Below are 18,060 nucleotides of genomic sequence, written 5' to 3'. Positions count from 1 at the left end.
AGCACATGAAATTTAAAAATACTTTAATAATAGGATTAGCAACTTTGACTCTAATATCATGCAATGATTTCCTTGACGTGGATTCTCCATCAAGTTACAATGAGGACTTTGTGTTCAGCCAAGAAACAGAAATTAGCCGTGCGTTGAACGGTGTTTATGCTTCTATCTTGGTAGGTGATCTTTATGGCAGTGCCTATCAGAAAACTTTTAATTTGAACAGTGATGTTGATATGCAGATGTATACAGGTAATGTAGCAACCCATAATAGCTATGCACGTTTTGATTGTGACGATCAAGGTGGCGAAATTGATAAATATTGGAGAGCTTCTTATAAAGCTATTGAAGATGCTAACCGTTTTATCCGGGGTGTAGAAACTGGTCCGCTTTATAATGAAGAGAATACCGCTGTTATGCAGATGTTGGGCGAAGCCAAGTGTCTTCGTGCTATGGTTTATCATGATCTGGTAGTGATGTTCGGGGATGTTCCTTTCACTTTCCTGCCAGCCTCACAATTAGGTGATAATTATGTGATTCCTGTAATGAATCGCGAAGAAATCCAAAATAAACTTATTGAAGATTTGCAGGATATTGCTCCTAAGATGTCTTCTACTACAACAACAACAGTAGAACGTGCGTCTAAGGAGTTTGCTTGGGCATTAATTGCACGTATTGCATTGACTGCCGGAGGTTATTCACTTCATCCGGATAAAAATAATGCAAATAGTTATGGTGTGATGAAACGTCCGGAAGATTATCAGAAGTATTATCAAATCGTAAAAGAATATACTAGCCTGGTTATTGCTTCGGGGACACACTCTGTAGGCACTTCTTATCAAGATATTTTTACCAAGGAAAGCAATTTTGAAATTATTGCTAAAGGTGATCCTATTTTTGAGATTCCTTTTGCTAAGGAGTCTACAGGTAATACAGGGTATTCTCAAGGACCTACATCAACCGTTAATGAAGGAAAGACATTGGGTAAGAATGTATGGGGAGAATCTAAAGGTGATATACGTTTGAGTGCTTTTTACCGTTATTCATTCGATGAGAATGATAAGCGTCGAGATTTTATTAATGGACTTTGGTATTATGGTAACAGTGCTAATAATGCTACTCAGGATTCTTGTATGATTCGTGCGGATTATACTGTCCATAATAATAAATGGTCTAAATTATGGGCGAATGCGGGACAGTTTACCAATTTGAGTGCCAGTAATACAGGTATTAACTTCCCTTATATGCGTTATACGGATGTTTTGTTGATGAATGCCGAAGCTGTTAATGAGTTGGAAGGACCTACTGCCACTGCTCAGGAGTCACTTCGTCAAGTCCATGCACGGGCATTCGATGACCAAAGTGTTGTTTCTGCCTATATTGCTCAGGTGGCTTCTTCTAAAGAAACTTTTTTGAAAGCCGTGCTTGATGAACGTAAATGGGAGTTTGCGGGTGAGAATATGCGCTGGAGAGATCTTGTCCGTAATAATCTTTATGGACAGGAAATTGTTTATAGTTTTTTGCGCTATCTTTCTGTAGGAATGTCTAATGCCGGTTCTTCTACTGGCTTCGAAGATGATATAGCTGAACATGATGGTAGTGCTTATTTGGATGATCTTCCCGAATCTATGTATTACCATGTTCTTCCACAAACGGTTGAATGGCGTGTGGATGTAAATCAAGTTTATGGCTATCCTTATCCCAATAAGATATTGGATATGCTCTATATTTATAATCCTTACAAATCAGCTAATCAACCAGCGACAGCTTTGGTAGCTGTTGATGGAGCAACTTGGAAGATGGCGGAATTTTATCAGTGGAGCAATGATTCGGAGCCTACTAACCAATGTAAATATTCATTCTATGGATATATTCGTCATACAGAACAAGGAATGATTGTGTTGGTCAAAGATGGAACAGAATCACCACTGGATGGTAATTCTGTTCCTGAGGTGAATGATTTACCTCCTGTACGTTATATTTTACCTTATCCTAATGCGGCTATCCAACGCTCAGCAGGTGTATACAAGAACTATTATGGCTATAAATAATTTATAAAAGGACAGAATGATGAAAAAAATATTTTTATATGCATTAATGTTATTTTCAGGTTTCTCATGTATTTCGTGTTCTGATGATGATGAGAAAGGAATGGCAAATATAGATAGAGAATGGATGACTATGTTCATTTGTGATAATAATAGAGGAAAAGGGGATGACTATGCTTATAATTGTAAAGCAGAGGGACCGAATGGCAATGATATTCATCTTTATTGGTATGGAGTGAATAACTGTGCGGGCTACCAGATTCGTCAGGCACTACAGCCAAATGTTTCGGGTGGTGCAGATGCTTGGGGTACATCTGCCGAAAACGGTCTTTTGTTACTAGATACCATTGTAGGACCGGAGGTCCTTGATTTAGTTATTAAAGATCAACAGTATTCCACTGATTATCGTTTTGCTATTCGCGTGTTATCAACAAAAGATGATAATGTGACTGATTTTTCACATGCATCCAAATGGTATGGACATGGTGATGGCAGACAGTGGGCAGAATGGATGGGCATTACCACTTCTGATCGATATGCAACTCCATTCTGTGTCTATGTAGATGCTTCTAAGACTACACAGACTACTATGCGTGTGATGTTGAATCGTGCTTTCAAAACTGTAACAGAAGGGGTATCAGACGATGATAAGGCTATTTATCGTGAAAAATTTCAGCTTGATGCTAACGATAATTTTGTTTATCAGTGGTTGGAAGTAGATCCGTCTCCTAATAATCCTGAATCAACAGTGAATGAAAAATGGAGAAAATATAAATTAACCGATGAGGATTTTGAAAAGGGATATGTAGATATTGACGGACTTCAGAAAAACTCTGTTTATGTGATTAATGTTCGCAACGAGAATGTGAAGGTAAAATGGGACGCATATTACAATACTTGTTCTGCCCGCTCAGACGGAGAACCGGGAGAGCCTATTTTAGTAACTCATGACTTAAGTGCTCCAAGTCGTGACCGGTTTGATTCAGATGAAGCTTATCAAAATGCTTTGATACAGCACGAGGCTGCTCTGAAATACAATGCAATGCGTATTGATTTCCTTTTAACAGACTTCATTTCCGATGTAAATTTAGCCGAAGGACAGACTTATTATTTGGAAGGTGGAAAGACTTATTGTATGTTTGATAATTTAACTACCTGCAAAGGTTTTGTTCTTCGTACTCGTCCTGAGGATGTAGCAGCAGGTAAACGTGCTAAAGTATTGTTAGGTGGTATGCATATGACAGGTACTAATGTTAATTCTATGAATTTGATGTTCGGGCGCCAGCCACAAGCTGGAGAAGGAGGAGAAATTTATATGAAGATGCTCGAATTTTATGATATTGATTTCGATTGTCCAATGGCTCTTACTTATGGTGATAATGTTGCCGGTTTGGGTTCGGCTACAGGTAATTATTTCATTAATATGTTTTCTAATGGTATGGCTGTACATTTGGAAAGTTTTGTGGTGAAAAATTGTACTTTCAAGCGTCTGGTACGTGGGTTCATTCGTGAGCAGGGGCCTAATTACAAAATTTGGGATCATGTCTTGATAGAGGATAACCAGTTCTTTGACTGTGGCTATTATAGTAATGGTGCCGGAGGTTATCCATGGATTGCCGGTTCCGGGAATAATGCGAATTCTAATTTATATAAGGACTTTGTGGTTCGTGGAAACACTTTCTATGATTGTCCGTTCCCTTCATTTTTCAGTGAAACCAAGCAGAGTGCATGGAAGGGAGGGGCATGGAATATAACGTTTGAAAACAATACTTTGGTTAACTGGAACACTCGTGCAGCAGGAAATATTTTCAATATGCGTAATATTCCAGATGGAAGTACTTATACGGTGAAAAATAACCTGATTGTTTTGACCAAGCAGGACGGTGATGTCCGAAAGATGACTATGGCAGGAGCTGATATCCGTAAGACAATGACTATGGCAGACGGTACAGCCGGACATGTGACATTGAATTTTGACAATAATTATTCTACAAATACTTTTTTATCCAACGGACAAATTTTTAGCAATAATCCATGGACTGCGACTAAAAATAATTTTGGCACCTTGGTCAACAATGGTTCTGCTACTTTAAATGGAACATTGGAAGTTCTTGTAGATGATATTTCTCCATTAGAACTGATGGTAAGTCCAAATCCACCACATAAGGCTACTGCTGATAACGATCAATATATGCATCGTGCAGATGCACTTGATGGTACGGCTGGAGAGCATGGTGTAAACTTGTATTACAATCAGACAGGTAAAGTTATGGAGTCAAAAATTTATCAGTTGAACATTGGTGCGGCTAAATGGCGTAATGGTTCTGTTAGATAGCAGAATGGGGTTTGATAAGTTTTATAGTTATTATAATGTGAATGTCTTCTGAGAATCTTTGGATTTTGAAAGACAGATATTTGATAGAAAAGCCGATCTGTGATAGATAGGCTTTTTTATGTATAGGTAAAGGGGCAGAGTATCAAAAATTGTATAGGTTTGATGATGTCTGTGCAAAATCTGCCTGAAAAAGACCAAATATTCTCTGTATTCAGATTGGAAAACGCATAATTTTGTTTGCTGGTTTTTATCAAAACATATAGGAATAATGAAAAATACATTCAAAAAAGTGTTTATTGGCTTTATGGCTTTTGCCATGGTAACCGGCTCCTTTGCGCAGCAAAGAGCTCATAAAAAGGATAATGAGTCGTATCCTAAGGAATGGAAACAAATAGCACGTATGGAGCAGGATTCTTTCTTTCTGACAGATGAAGCTCGGCGGATTGCTGAAAATGTATTGGCTTTTCAACGCTGTACGGGCGGTTGGCCGAAGAATATAGATATGGCCCGCCGCATGAATGATAAAGAGCTGGCTAAAGTGATAAAGGATAAATCACGTCGTGATGATTCTACGATAGATAATAATGCCACAACTGCCCAGATGATTTTTTTAGCCCGTCTTTATAGGCAGACTAAGGATATACGTTATCGGGATGCTTTCCTTCAGGGAGTGGAATATTTGCTGAGTGGTCAATACGAAAACGGAGGATGGCCGCAATTCTGGCCCGGTCCGCGTGGTTATCAGGTACATATTACTTTTAATGACGATGCCATTGTCAATACATTGAATATGATGCGTGATATGATGAATCACAAAGCGCCTTATGAGGATGATTTGATAGACAAGGCTTTGTGTGTACGTTTGGGAAAAGCCTTTAATAAAGGAATAGAGTGTATACTGGCTACACAAATTATAAAGGATGGAGAACCTTCAGTGTGGTGTCAGCAGAATGATAGGGAAACATTGAAGCCTGCACCGGCACGTGCATATGAGTTGCCGTCTTATTGTTCGGCGGAGAGTGCCGGAATTGTGCGTCTGCTCATGGAATTACCTGCACCCGACGCACGTGTGAAGCGGGCGGTTCACGGAGCCATGAAATGGTTTGACAGGTATAAACTTACCGGTTTGAAATGCGAGCGTATCGTGCTGGCAAATGGTGAGCGGGATACTCGTCTTGTGGAAGATCCTCAAGCCAAGCCTATTTGGGCGCGTTATTATGATTTGAAATATTGTGAACCGTATGTATGTGACCGTGATGGGCTGCCACGTCGCCATTTGGAAGAAATAGGAACAGAACGTCGTAACGGATATAGTTGGTACAATAGCAGACCGGCTGAGCTTTTTGCCATATACAATGCATGGGCGGACAAATATGATCCGAAGCATAAAGTGGCAATCAGTCTGGCAACCAAAGGAGCGAATGAAAACGGGCTTATTGAAATGTATCGTCGTCCCATGGCAGAGCGTACGGCTTTTGATGTGGTGGTAAAGCCGGGAGAGAGTATTCAGGCAGCTATTGAAAAGGCTCCGGAAATTCCGACAGTACCTTTTAAAATCTTATTGTTGAACGGAACGTATCATCAAAAAGTGATTATTGACAGGCCTAATATTGTTTTGGTGGGGGAAAACCGTGACAGTACGCGGATTGTCTTGGCTGAAACAGCCCAGACACGTGCCATCACGGAATATCATGGACGTCCGGTAGGCAATGGTGTCATTGTGTTGCAGGAAGGTGCGGATGATTGTGTTATTAGCGGACTGACTGTTTACAACAATTACGGAACTGCCGTTGAAAATACGACCATCCATCAGATGGCGATTTTTGGACGTGCCACTCGTACCATTATCATCAACAGTAATGTATGGGCCGATGGAAACGATGCCCTTTCCTTGTGGGCACCCGGAAGCAATGGTATGTATTATCATGCCGATCTCTATCTTCGTTGTCCGGGTGTGGATTTTCTTTGTCCTCGCGGATGGTGCTATGCCACACGCTGCCATTTTTATGGTGATAGCCGTGCCATGATTTGGCATGACGGACGAGGTGACAAGAACAAGAAACTGGTTATTACCAATTCTTCATTTGATGCTAAGACACCGACACTTTTAGGACGCTATCATCATGATTCCCAGTTTTATCTCATCAAATGTAAAATGTCGAAGAATGTGCTTGACGGGAATATTCATTATGCTTATTCGGATAAAGTGCTTGATCCCTGTCCGTGGGGGCTACGTACCTATTATTATGGTTGTACCCGTGAAGGAGGGCATAGTGGCTGGTTAAACGATAATTTAAAGGAGGCGGAGAATGCTCCGGAGTTTTATGGCGTTACCGCCAAGTGGACATTCAATGGCAAATGGGACCCCGAACAACGTATCAGAGATCTTTGGAATGTGTTGGCCTACTAATTTAACAGTTTGTAATATGAAAATGACCCCTGTTTTATGCTGTATTGTTTTTTTGTTTGTGTCAATGTTATCTGCTGTTGCCCGACAGCAGGAGAAGCCCCGGGTTATTGTCACTACGGATGGTGAGATTGACGATCAAAGTTCTATGATTCGTTTTCTTATGTATTCTTCTGATTATGATGTCGCAGGCATTGTTCAAGTCAATGGGGTACAGAAAGACGGACATAGTAAAGATAAATGGATCGAATCACAAATTGCCAAATATGCGGAATGTCTGCCTAATTTGAGGAAACATAATCCCGATTATCCCGATGCTGAATATCTGCTAAGTGTCTTGGCGGTTGGTAATGAGAACAGAGAGGACTTGCATAAATTGCCTCCTTTACTGTCTGATAGCGAGGGGGCACAGCTCATCATAAGGACATTGCTTGATTCTGATCCGAGGCCTGTTCATATTTTAGCATGGGGTGGAGCCAACACCCAGGCCAATGCCTTATGGCAGATCAAGCAGAAATATTCTGCTGCAGAATGGGCAAAAGCGGTATCAAAAGCCAGATTATATTGTATTTGGTATCAGGACGGCGGTGGAAAATGGATAGAACAGAATCTTCCTGAAATCATTATTTATGAATCGGGCGCACCGGATCATGATGGAGGATGGAGATATGTATGGGATTACATGAGTGTGGATTATTATTTTAAGAACAGACTTAGTAAAAATTCAAAAGAGTTGCAACAGATCATGGATAAACCTTGGTTGGCTGACCATATTAAGAACGGGCACGGACCACTGTGTGCCGCCTATCCTCAGGAATATACCAGTGAGGGGGATACTCCTTCTTTTATGCCTCTTATACGTAATGGACTTGAACAGCATACAGACTATACATTAGGAGGATGGGGAGGACGCCCGGAGTATAAAAATGGCAATCACATGCAAGATGGGAATGATTTGAAAAACGGTGTGCCGGATTCACATTATACTTTCCAGCGTTGGTTGCCTGCTATACAAAATGACTGGGCGGCTCGTGCCGACTGGTGCGTGGCTGATGAATATTCAAAGGCAAATCATCAACCTGTTGCCCGGATATTGGGAGAAAGTGTACGCACAGTCCGGCCGGGAGAAAAAATAATACAGGATGCCTCTCCTTCATTTGACCCTGATAAAAATTCATTGTCTTACCAATGGTGGCAATATCGGGAAGCAGGCAGTGTGCAAACAAAGGTGGCTATAAAGCACGCCGATGAGAAGAGGGCGGAGATAATTGTACCGGATAATCCGGGCAAACAGTTACATTTGATACTTGAACTTACAGATAATGGAACGCCTAATCTAAAGTCTTATAAAAGAGTGATTCTGAATGTGAATTGACTTCCTGTATGAATTTTCATCCGTACTGTCATGTTGTTTTGAACAGGCCTACACTTCTTCCATCCGCTCCAGCTCCCATCCCCGGAACTGTATGATAATACAGTGCAGCTTCGTGTTCTGCACCAACTGCCGTACCCGGGGTGCGGCAGCATATTCGTTAATCTGTTTCACCGCTTCCTGCCATTGCGTCCGGGCTTTCTCTTCCGTGTCCTTCACCGACAGATATTTCAGTTCAAGAATATAGCTATGCTTCACCTCGTAGCGCATCAGGTCCGGCATGAGGAAGAGGTCGCAGTAACCGTGGCTCAGTTCCATTTCCGGAGCCATCAGGTAATAAGCGTTTACGCTGAGGTAGGCGGTGAAGAAACCCTGTATATTTCGCTCGCCTTCCATGGCACTGCGTACAGATGAATTTTCCTTGTAGGCATGGGCAATGAATTCCAGTGTTTCGCGCCAATGGCCTTCGTAAGCCATTTCATCGAACAGGTCCATCAAATTGTTCAGGTTGATATGGCGTTTGTCCTGGTACTCCTCCAGCATGAATTCGTAATACTGTTTGCGCACATTATAGTTGGGGATACTCAATACCAAGCGGCTGCCGCGTGTGGCAGTGATGGTCAACATGCCATAATAGAAGAGCAGGCTGGGGAAGATTTCGGGTTTGGCGATTTCCTTGGCCGGGAAGGTGGTGATCAGGTTGGTGATAATTTGCCCTTCTTCGGTGATTTTACGTAATACGCCCTTGCGGTTGCCGTCCAGCTTGTCCAGCTGGATTAGTTTCTTCATTTTGTTGTAGTCCGTACGGGTGTTGGGATCTATCATCTCTTTAGGAGATTTGCCCAGCGTGATGTAATTGCGCAGGTAGTAAAGTACCATGTCGCAATTGAACATTTTCGGGTCGCGTTCCAGGCTTTCTTCTGCGAAACAGTAATTATTATACCACGGTTTCATCTCCCGGATCATTGCTTCGATGTCCGCGTCGATCGGGAGCTGTCCGGCATCCTTATAATATTGGAACATGGTGCGCACGTCCGTTTCGCTGAATCCCAGCATCATGTTGAACTGGTAGTCGGTACTGATATTCCAGCCGATGTTGAATCCGCTGGTCAGGTCGTCCAAGGTGACGGGGCTGACGCCGGTCATGAAGATGCGCTCGAACATGCCTTTGAATTTCTTGAATATTTCACGGTAGAATCCGCTGGCATGGGTCAGGGCATGATAAATGTCTTTTCCCTGCTCGTTCAGAACGATGTTGGTAAAGTTATCGTATTCGTCGATGATGAGGTAAAGTTTCATTCCGGATTCAGCCGCATGCAGGTTCAGGTAGTTCAACTTGCTGACAAAGTCGGGCTGTTCTTCCATCTTTTGTGCAAATCCGGGAAAATAATAAGGCTCATACACTTTGCCGAACAGGTCCATCACCATGCCGCAATAGTTATTGAAATTTTCTTCCAGTGAACCGCTTCCGCCACTGGCGCGCGAGAAATCAAGATACACCACCTGAAATTTTCCTTGCAGGGGGGTGGGGCGGCTGCCTATCCATAGATTGCCGAAGCGTTTCTGGAACTTTTCTTTTTGTGCTATGTCATAATACGCACGCAGCATACTCAAAAAGATACTCTTGCCGAAGCGGCGGGGACGGATAAAGAACAGGTTCCGGGGCTGTTTTTCCAGCAAAGGCAGATACATGGTTTTATCTACATAGTACATGTTCTGCTCTGCCACTTCCACGAAGTTGGCAATGCCATAGGGGATTTCTTTTATATTTTCCATCATTGCTTCTGTTGTCTTTAGTTCGTATCCGGATGCCAATACAACAAAGATAGTCTATTCTTCCTGAAGGAACAAAGGAAATAAAGTTTTTAATAGAAAGAAGATGTTCAAGGTAAGTTATGCGCTTGAAAGAAAATTCTTTATTACTCCCCGCTAGATTTCTACTGGGTCGAAAAAAAGGGCGTGCCAAAAGCCATGTTTATTATTTAGACCTTTTGGCACACCCTCTTGGTGGATTCTGAAATCAGTTTCTTATTTCTTCTCTGCCGCGGCATGTGGATAGTCAATCGTATAATGCAGTCCGCGACTCTCTTTCCGTTCCATTGCCTGACGGGTGATCAAATACCCGATGTTAATCATGTTACGCAGTTCGCAAAGTTCGCGTGAAGCCTTACAGCGTTTGAAAAGACGCTCGGTTTCTTCATATAAAATATCCAATCGGTTCCAAGCACGGATTAATCGCGTATTACTGCGCACAATACCTACATAAGCTTCCATAATCTGGTTCACCTCTTTCATGCTTTGGGTTATCAGTACCCGTTCTTCATTGTTCATGGTTCCTTCATCGTTCCATTCGGGGATATCCTCATTGAAGTCATACCGGTCGAGTACATTTAGTGCATGTTTGGCTGCCGCGTCCGCATAAACCACTGCTTCTATCAGCGAATTGGAAGCCAGACGGTTACCTCCGTGCAGACCGGTACATGAACATTCGCCGATGGCATACAAACGGTTGATGCTGCTCTGTCCGTCCAGATCGACTTTGATACCTCCGCACAGATAATGAGCAGCCGGAGCCACAGGAATATAGTCCTTAGTAATATCAATGCCTAGGCTGAGGCATTTTTTATAAATATTGGGGAAATGTTTTTTTGTTTCTTCCGGATCTTTATGCGTCACATCCAGATATACATGATCTTCACCGCGCTGCTTCATTTCGTTATCAATGGCACGTGCTACGATATCACGTGGGGCCAATGACAGGCGTGGATCATATTTTTGCATGAATTCTTCGCCACTTTGATTCTTTAAGACAGCACCGTAACCGCGCATGGCTTCGGTGATGAGGAAACTGGGACGGTCTCCCGGATGAAAGAGGGCGGTGGGATGGAATTGTATAAATTCCATGTCCTTTACTGCTCCTTTGGCACGGTATACCATAGCAATGCCGTCTCCCGTAGCTACCAGTGGATTGGTTGTATTGCGGTATACCGCTTCGCATCCGCCTGTTGCCATTACAGTTACTTTGGACAGGAACGTATCCACTTCTCCTGTTTTCTCATTCAATACGTAAGCACCGAAACATTTGATGCCTGGTGTATGGCGGGTGACGATAATTCCCAAATGATGCTGGGTAATGATTTCTACCGCATAGTGATCTGTAAATATGGTAATATTGGGATGAGCTTTTACCGCTTCTATCAGGCTGGTTTGTATTTCAGCTCCTGTATTGTCTTTGTGGTGCAGGATACGGAACTCGGAATGGCCTCCTTCTTTGTGGAGGTCGAATTCTCCATCCTCTTTTTTATCAAAATCCACTCCCCATTTTATCAGTTCCTGGATTTGTGCAGGTGCTTCTCGCACTACTTTTTCTACAGCCGCGCGGTCACTGATCCAATCGCCGGCAATCATCGTGTCTTCAATGTGTTTCTCGAAATTGTCTACTTTCAAGTTGGTAACAGATGCTATACCTCCCTGAGCAAAATAGGTATTGGCTTCTTCCAGTCCTGCTTTACAAATCAGGGCGACTTTACCTTTGTGAGCTACTTTCAGTGCGAAGCTCATTCCGGCAAGTCCTGAGCCGATAACAAGGAAATCGAATTTTTTAACCATGATAATATGCTTTATGGGTGCAAAGCTACGAAAAACCTTTATTCATTGTACCTTTTACTCTTGTTTTTACTATTTTTTTCGTGAAGAATAAACGAAATAGATAATGCAAGTATGAAATTAAAAGTGTAACTTTCTGCATTTTTAAATAGAATAGGATGGAAAACAATAAAGAAATCATTCACGAAAGTGAGGTAAAAGAACTTATAATTGAGTTGAGGGGTGAGAAAGTACTGATAGACCGGGATGTAGCTAAGCTTTATGGCGTAGAAACCAAACGAATTAATGAAGCAGTAAAAAACAATCGGGACAAATTCCCAAATGGTTATATGTTTTCGTTGCAAGTATCTGAAAAACAGCAACTGGTCGAAAATTTCGACCGGTTCAGTAGTTTGAAACATTCTCCCGTAGAACCTAAAGCATTTACCGAAAAAGGGCTTTATATGCTGGCTACAATTTTAAGAAGTCCGAGAGCTACCGCAACTACTTTTGCCATTATCGAATCATTCTTTAAGTTAAGGACATTAGTACGGAATGTAAATATCATGGCTACCGAGTATGATGAGGAAAAGAGGAAGAGTCTGGTACAACGTAGTGGAGAACTGCTGAATGAACTGCTGACTGATGAGGGTGATATAACAGAAACGGAATCTTCTATCGAATTAAATTTGTATGCTTTGAAGATGAAACGTACAGTAAAGAGGACAAAAAAAGGATAAATTCTCTCATTCTGCGCCGTAATGAGGTCGATAAACGATAAATTTATTATCTTTCGGGCAAATTACAATAAGATGATGAATCGAATTTTTCATGTGAAGATAGCAGGAGGCACTTATCTGTTTCTGATACTGCTGACAGCCGTCATGGTATTTGCTTTCTGGTGTATGAAGGCAATGATAGGATTGGTGGTGGCATTGGGGCTGATCATTACCATTGAACGTATTATCCATTCTACTTATACGCTGACTGCGGATGGAAAGCTGGTGGTGTATTATGGTCGTTTTTATAAAGGGAAGACCATTCCCTTGACTGACATTACGGATGTGGAGCTGAAACGAAGTTCCGGATTCGGTGGAATTATGCCTTCGAAATATGTATTGATACATTATGAGAAGAAAAATTTATTGTCATTGGTTCCTGTAAAGCCGGAAGAATTTATCAATGCGTTGGTGAAGCGGCTGGAGCATAGGATAGAGGAGGAATAAATTATGGAGCAAGTATTTAAAACAAAAAGAGCTCGTAGGTGGTGGATTATTATAGTCAGTCTGGTTGTTCTGATTATTTTTCTGAATGTGTATTTGGAGCAAAGTTGGGCTTTTTCGGCGCTTGGGGGAATTATTATTTCTGTATTAATGTTTTATTCGCAATCGAAAACCATTTATATTGTAAAAGACAATGGTGTTCTGGAAATTAAACCGGGATGGGGGAACAGAATATGTGTAGACGGAATCCGTAAAGTGTCTTATAATCCGAATGCAATAGGAATGCAAAAGGTGAAAATAGAGCACGCCCAAGGTTTTGTAATGATTAACCCTGATAAGCCTTTGGAATTTGTAGAAGCATTGAGAGAAATAGATCCAAATCTGTCTGTTGAAGGTTTTGAACAGATAAAAACTAATTAACCCAAAATAAATACCATGAAATATCAAATTGCAATCATCGGTGGAGGTCCCGCAGGGTATACTGCTGCCGAAGCTGCCGGAAAGGCAGGACTGAGTGTTGTATTGTTCGAAAAAAGAAGTCTGGGCGGTGTCTGCCTGAATGAGGGATGTATTCCTACCAAGACCTTGCTTTATTCGGCTAAAGTATATGATTATGCGAAACATGCTTCAAAGTATGCCGTGAATGTGCCTGAAGCTTCTTTTGATTTAGGAAAGATTGTGGCGCGTAAATCAAAGGTGGTTCGTAAGCTGGTATTGGGAATCAAGGCAAAACTGACTGCGCATCAGGTACATATAGTGACGGGAGAAGCCACGATTGTAGATAAGAATACCATCCAATGCGGTGGGGAAACCTACGAATGTGAGAATTTGCTGCTGTGTACCGGCAGTGAAACATTTATTCCTCCTATTCCGGGAGTGGAAAACGTGGATTACTGGACGCACCGTGATGCACTGGATAATAAAGAAGTACCTGCTTCATTGACTATTGTCGGCGGTGGAGTGATCGGTATGGAATTTGCTTCTTTCTTCACCAGTTTGGGAGTGCAGGTGACTGTGGTCGAAATGTTGGATGAAATCCTGGGTGGCATGGATAAAGAGCTGTCGGCCATGCTCCGGGCTGAATATGCCAAAAAAGGAATCAAGTTCCTGCTCAGTACGAAAGTAGTAGGGGTATCCAAAGGGGAGACCGGTATTACTGTGTCATACGAAAATGCAGATGGAACAGGAACTGTTACAGCTGATAAGTTATTGATGAGTGTAGGCCGTCGTCCGGTGACAAAAGGTTTCGGACTGGAAAATCTGAATTTGGAATGGACGGAGCGCAGATGCATCAAAGTAGATGAACATTTGCAATCTTCCGTTCCCGGTGTCTATGTATGCGGTGATTTGAACGGAGTCTCTTTGTTGGCACATACCGCCGTGCGTGAAGCGGAAGTGGCTGTCCATCATATTACAGGTAAGGAAGATGTGATGAGCTATCGTGCCATACCGGGTGTGGTCTATACAAATCCTGAGATTGCCGGGGTAGGTATGAGCGAGGAAGCTTTGCAGGCCGCAGGTATTCCTTATCGAGCCGTTAAGTTGCCGATGGCTTACTCCGGGCGTTTTGTAGCCGAGAACGAGGGAGTGAACGGTGTCTGCAAAGTTTTGACAGCCGAAGACGGTACTGTATTGGGAGCGCATATGTTGGGTAATCCTGCTTCCGAGCTGATTGTATTGGCAGGTATGGCTATTGAGGATGGTAAGACCATAGAGGATTGGAAACGATATGTATTTCCTCATCCTACTGTGGGTGAGATATTCAGGGAACTATAATGAAACGAGTTTTATTTTTCTTTTTACTGATTTTATCTATTCACTTCATAAACGCCCAGCCGCTATCTCAGCGGCTGGACGCTTTACTGCATGAGGAAGTTCTGAAAACATCCGAAGTGGGTATTGCCGTATTCGATCTGACCACCGGGAAATCCGTTTACCGTTATCAGGACGAGAAACTATACCGTCCTGCTTCTGTTGAGAAGATAATCACTTCGGTTACCGCCTTGGCGCAACTGGGAGCGGATTATACCATGGATACCGGTCTTCGTTATCGTGGAAAAATAGAAAATGACACGTTGAAAGGCAGTCTGTATCTGATAGGCGGTTTTGATCCGGAATTTATGGACGAGGATCTGGACCGTCTGGTAGATGCGTTGGCAAGTCAAGGCATCCGTTATGTGACAGACACCCTTGCGGCGGATGTTTCCATGACGGACTCGGTTTATTGGGGTTCCGGCTGGTGTTGGGACGATACTCCTTACTCCTTCCAGCCCTATCTTTCCCCTCTCATGCTGAATAGGGGCTGCGTGGATGTATCGGTCTCTCCTGCTCAGAAGGACTCGTTGCCTAAAGTCGTTTGTACGCCGGTTTCCGATTATTATCAGGTTCATAATCATGGGGTGAGCCGTAATCCGCAAGCCGGGAAGCTGAAAATCACCCGCAACTGGCTCAGCAATGGCAATATCATTACCGTTTCCGGAAATGTTTCTTATCCCTATACTGAGAAATTGAATGTATATACTTCCAAAGATTTCTTTTTCCATACCTTTGTCAGCCGTTTGCGCAGCAAAGGAATTGAAGCGCGAACTTGCACGTATGCCGATTGTCCTGTAACGGCCGACAGTATAGTTACGCTTTATACCGTCCGAAGACCACTCAAGGAAGTGTTGGAAAGAGCTTTGAAGAAAAGTGATAACTTGTGCGCCGAATCGATGTTTTATCATTTGGCTGCCAAGCGTTCCCTGCATAAACGGGTGACGGGAGAAGATGGAACCGATGCCATTCACGCCTTTATGAAAACAGCTTTAGGGTTTAACCCGGAGAACTATAAGATAGCGGACGGCAGCGGTGTTTCCGTTTATAATTATATCTCTCCACGTTTACTATTGGAGTATTTGAAATATGCCTACTATCATCGGGAAATTTTTCTTCCTTTCTATGAGTCCCTGCCCATAGCCGGAGTGGACGGTACTTTACAAAACCGGATGAAGCAGACCAAGGCCCGTGGAAATGTGCATGCAAAAACAGGTTCTGTAACCGGAGTCAGCTCGCTGGCAGGCTATGTAAAAGCTGCTGACGGACATCAACTGGCCTTTGTTATCATCAATCAGAATGTACTGAAATTAAGCCGGGCGCGTGCATTTCAAGATAAGTTTTGTGATATTTTATCTCGTTGAATTTGAGTTTTTGAATGTTCTGAAACGTATTAAGTAGCAGATTTTGCATATAATAGGACAAAATTTATACCTATTCTGAACGATTTTTGCAGCATCGGAACAAGATTGTTTCGTAACTTTGCCCAAGTCGAAATAATTCGGAATACTATAAAAACATAAAATAGCTGCTTATGAAGACAAATTATGAAATCCGTTATGCCGCGCATCCCGAAGATGCCAAAGGCTATGACACCCAAAGGATACGACGGGATTTCTTAATGGAAAAAGTATTTTCGGACAATGAGGTGAACATGGTTTATTCCATGTATGACCGCATGATTGTAGGAGGAGCCAGACCCGTAGGGGAGGTATTGAAGCTGGAGGCTATCGATCCGTTGAAAGCGCCTTATTTCCTTACCCGCCGTGAAATGGGGATCTTCAATGTGGGCGGTCCCGGTGTGGTCAAAGCCGGAGATGCCGTGTTCGAACTGGATTATAAAGAAGCGCTTTATCTGGGTTCGGGAGACCGGGAAGTGACTTTTGAAAGTAAAGATGTCAAGAACCCTGCCAAATTCTATTTTAACTCTGTTACCGCTCATCGTAACTATCCCGATAAAAAAGTGACCAAGGCAGATGCCATCGTTGCTGAAATGGGTTCATTGGAAGGGTCCAACCATCGTTGCATCAACAAGATGCTGGTCAGTCAGGTATTGCCTACCTGCCAGTTGCAGATGGGAATGACCGAACTGAAACCGGGAAGTGTGTGGAACACCATGCCGGCGCACGTGCACAGCCGCCGTATGGAAGCCTACTTCTATTTCGAAGTGCCCGATGAACACGCTGTTTGCCATTTTATGGGAGAAGTGGATGAAACCCGTCATATATGGATGAAAGGCGATCAGGCAGTCTTGTCTCCCGAATGGTCTATCCATAGTGCGGCGGCAACACACAACTATACCTTTATCTGGGGTATGGGTGGAGAGAATCTGGATTACGGTGATCAGGACTTCTCATTGATTACAGACTTGAAATAAATCATATAACTTCATTAATTTAATAATATAAGTATCATGAATCAGTATTTGAATTTTTCTTTGGAAGGTAAAGTAGCTCTTGTAACAGGCGCTTCTTATGGTATCGGTTTTGCTATTGCATCTGCTTTTGCAGAACAGGGCGCAACCATCTGTTTCAACGACATCAATCAGGAATTGGTGGATAAAGGTCTGGCTTCTTACGCTGAAAAAGGAATCAAGGCACACGGATATGTATGCGATGTTACTGACGAACCTGCCGTACAGGCTATGGTTGCCACTATTGCCAAAAAAGTAGGTACCATCGATATTCTTGTAAACAATGCCGGTATTATCCGTCGCGTTCCGATGCACGAGATGGAAGCTGCCGATTTCCGCCGTGTTATTGATATTGATTTGAATGCTCCGTTCATTGTTTCTAAAGCGGTTTTGCCTGCGATGATGGAAAAAGGACACGGAAAAATCATCAATATCTGCTCTATGATGTCTGAGTTGGGTCGTGAAACCGTTTCTGCATACGCTGCCGCTAAAGGTGGTTTGAAGATGTTGACCCGTAACATCTGTTCTGAATACGGAGAATACAACATTCAGTGTAATGGTATCGGTCCGGGCTATATCGCTACTCCGCAAACAGCTCCGTTACGTGAAATCCAGCCCGATGGAAGCCGTCATCCGTTTGATACATTCATCTGTGCCAAGACTCCGGCCGGCCGTTGGTTGGATCCGCAGGAATTGACCGGTCCTGCCGTATTCCTTGCATCCGAAGCATCTAATGCCGTCAATGGCCATATTCTCTATGTAGATGGCGGTATTCTGGCCTACATTGGTAAGCAGCCTAAATAATTAGTAGATATAAATAGAAAGAATCTGCTTGTGTCTTTGTTGATACTTGCAGATTCTTTGTATTTTT

Annotated in this window: 13 protein-coding genes; 11 read left to right on the top strand and 2 right to left on the bottom strand. The window is 42.7% G+C overall.

All coding sequences use genetic code 11. The annotated features are described in order from the left end of the window. The first annotated feature begins 5 nt into the window (after positions 1-5). From BVU_RS05655 to BVU_RS05640, 4 genes are all read left to right on the top strand, one after another. Positions 6-2,045 (top strand): RagB/SusD family nutrient uptake outer membrane protein, encoded by a 2,040-nt coding sequence (locus BVU_RS05655; protein WP_005850019.1) that lies wholly within the window; start codon positions 6-8, stop codon positions 2,043-2,045. 19 nt (positions 2,046-2,064) lie between these two features. Then, a complete protein-coding gene (locus tag BVU_RS05650; protein WP_011965049.1) occupies positions 2,065-4,377 on the top strand; it encodes a hypothetical protein in 2,313 nt (770 codons plus the stop codon). Between the two features lie 268 nt (positions 4,378-4,645). After that, the gene (gene pelA / locus BVU_RS05645; protein ID WP_011965048.1) at positions 4,646-6,787 is read left to right on the top strand and encodes a pectate lyase; all 2,142 of its coding nucleotides are present in this window, start codon (positions 4,646-4,648) and stop codon (positions 6,785-6,787) included. A 16-nt stretch (positions 6,788-6,803) separates the two neighbouring features. Then, the gene (locus tag BVU_RS05640; protein WP_011965047.1) at positions 6,804-8,159 is read left to right on the top strand and encodes a DUF1593 domain-containing protein; all 1,356 of its coding nucleotides are present in this window, start codon (positions 6,804-6,806) and stop codon (positions 8,157-8,159) included. A 48-nt stretch (positions 8,160-8,207) separates the two neighbouring features. Here the strand turns inward: BVU_RS05640 and BVU_RS05635 are convergent, their stop codons facing one another. Both BVU_RS05635 and nadB read right to left on the bottom strand, forming a co-directional pair. Further along, positions 8,208-9,935: an ATP-binding protein gene (locus tag BVU_RS05635; protein ID WP_085938703.1), complete on the bottom strand. Its 1,728-nt coding sequence runs from the start codon at positions 9,933-9,935 to the stop codon at positions 8,208-8,210. Positions 9,936-10,184: 249 nt separating this feature from the next. Further along, on the bottom strand, positions 10,185-11,765 hold the full coding sequence (gene nadB, locus BVU_RS05630; protein WP_005844122.1) for an L-aspartate oxidase: 1,581 nt from the start codon (positions 11,763-11,765) through the stop codon (positions 10,185-10,187). 155 nt (positions 11,766-11,920) lie between these two features. Between nadB and BVU_RS05625 the strand changes: the two genes are divergently transcribed. The 7 genes from BVU_RS05625 (at position 11,921) to BVU_RS05595 (ending at position 17,993) form a co-directional block, all read left to right on the top strand. Continuing rightward, the gene (locus tag BVU_RS05625) at positions 11,921-12,481 is read left to right on the top strand and encodes an ORF6N domain-containing protein (protein WP_005844124.1); all 561 of its coding nucleotides are present in this window, start codon (positions 11,921-11,923) and stop codon (positions 12,479-12,481) included. Positions 12,482-12,556: 75 nt separating this feature from the next. Next, the gene (locus BVU_RS05620) at positions 12,557-12,967 is read left to right on the top strand and encodes a PH domain-containing protein (protein WP_005844126.1); all 411 of its coding nucleotides are present in this window, start codon (positions 12,557-12,559) and stop codon (positions 12,965-12,967) included. Positions 12,968-12,970: 3 nt separating this feature from the next. Beyond that, positions 12,971-13,384, top strand: coding sequence for a PH domain-containing protein (locus BVU_RS05615; protein WP_008666544.1), 414 nt, complete (start codon positions 12,971-12,973; stop codon positions 13,382-13,384). 15 nt (positions 13,385-13,399) lie between these two features. Further along, positions 13,400-14,740 carry a dihydrolipoyl dehydrogenase gene (gene lpdA, locus BVU_RS05610; protein WP_005844130.1) on the top strand — a complete coding sequence of 447 codons (1,341 nt, stop codon included), beginning with the start codon at positions 13,400-13,402 and terminating at the stop codon, positions 14,738-14,740. Then, the gene (dacB, locus tag BVU_RS05605) at positions 14,740-16,140 is read left to right on the top strand and encodes a D-alanyl-D-alanine carboxypeptidase/D-alanyl-D-alanine endopeptidase (RefSeq protein ID WP_011965044.1); all 1,401 of its coding nucleotides are present in this window, start codon (positions 14,740-14,742) and stop codon (positions 16,138-16,140) included. The genes lpdA and dacB overlap by 1 nt, the downstream gene beginning before the upstream one ends. Before the next feature lie 170 nt (positions 16,141-16,310). Then, positions 16,311-17,153: a 5-dehydro-4-deoxy-D-glucuronate isomerase gene (gene kduI, locus BVU_RS05600; RefSeq protein ID WP_008666551.1), complete on the top strand. Its 843-nt coding sequence runs from the start codon at positions 16,311-16,313 to the stop codon at positions 17,151-17,153. Positions 17,154-17,189: 36 nt separating this feature from the next. Next, positions 17,190-17,993: a gluconate 5-dehydrogenase gene (locus BVU_RS05595; RefSeq protein ID WP_011965043.1), complete on the top strand. Its 804-nt coding sequence runs from the start codon at positions 17,190-17,192 to the stop codon at positions 17,991-17,993. The last annotated feature ends 67 nt before the right edge of the window (positions 17,994-18,060 follow it).

The organism is Phocaeicola vulgatus ATCC 8482, assembly GCF_000012825.1.
GTDB lineage: Bacteria > Bacteroidota > Bacteroidia > Bacteroidales > Bacteroidaceae > Phocaeicola > Phocaeicola vulgatus.
Note: the sequence above shows the minus strand (reverse complement) of the source record. Positions and strands in the feature narration are given on the sequence as shown.

Coding starts and splice junctions, on each gene's coding strand:
- BVU_RS05620 (WP_005844126.1), top strand. CDS start 12,557: ATGAATCGAATTTTTCATGTGAAGATAGCAGGAGGCACTTATCTGTTT.
- BVU_RS05650 (WP_011965049.1), top strand. CDS start 2,065: ATGAAAAAAATATTTTTATATGCATTAATGTTATTTTCAGGTTTCTCA.
- pelA (WP_011965048.1), top strand. CDS start 4,646: ATGAAAAATACATTCAAAAAAGTGTTTATTGGCTTTATGGCTTTTGCC.
- BVU_RS05625 (WP_005844124.1), top strand. CDS start 11,921: ATGGAAAACAATAAAGAAATCATTCACGAAAGTGAGGTAAAAGAACTT.
- BVU_RS05595 (WP_011965043.1), top strand. CDS start 17,190: ATGAATCAGTATTTGAATTTTTCTTTGGAAGGTAAAGTAGCTCTTGTA.
- lpdA (WP_005844130.1), top strand. CDS start 13,400: ATGAAATATCAAATTGCAATCATCGGTGGAGGTCCCGCAGGGTATACT.
- BVU_RS05615 (WP_008666544.1), top strand. CDS start 12,971: ATGGAGCAAGTATTTAAAACAAAAAGAGCTCGTAGGTGGTGGATTATT.
- dacB (WP_011965044.1), top strand. CDS start 14,740: ATGAAACGAGTTTTATTTTTCTTTTTACTGATTTTATCTATTCACTTC.
- BVU_RS05640 (WP_011965047.1), top strand. CDS start 6,804: ATGAAAATGACCCCTGTTTTATGCTGTATTGTTTTTTTGTTTGTGTCA.
- nadB (WP_005844122.1), bottom strand. CDS start 11,765: ATGGTTAAAAAATTCGATTTCCTTGTTATCGGCTCAGGACTTGCCGGA.
- BVU_RS05635 (WP_085938703.1), bottom strand. CDS start 9,935: ATGATGGAAAATATAAAAGAAATCCCCTATGGCATTGCCAACTTCGTG.
- kduI (WP_008666551.1), top strand. CDS start 16,311: ATGAAGACAAATTATGAAATCCGTTATGCCGCGCATCCCGAAGATGCC.
- BVU_RS05655 (WP_005850019.1), top strand. CDS start 6: ATGAAATTTAAAAATACTTTAATAATAGGATTAGCAACTTTGACTCTA.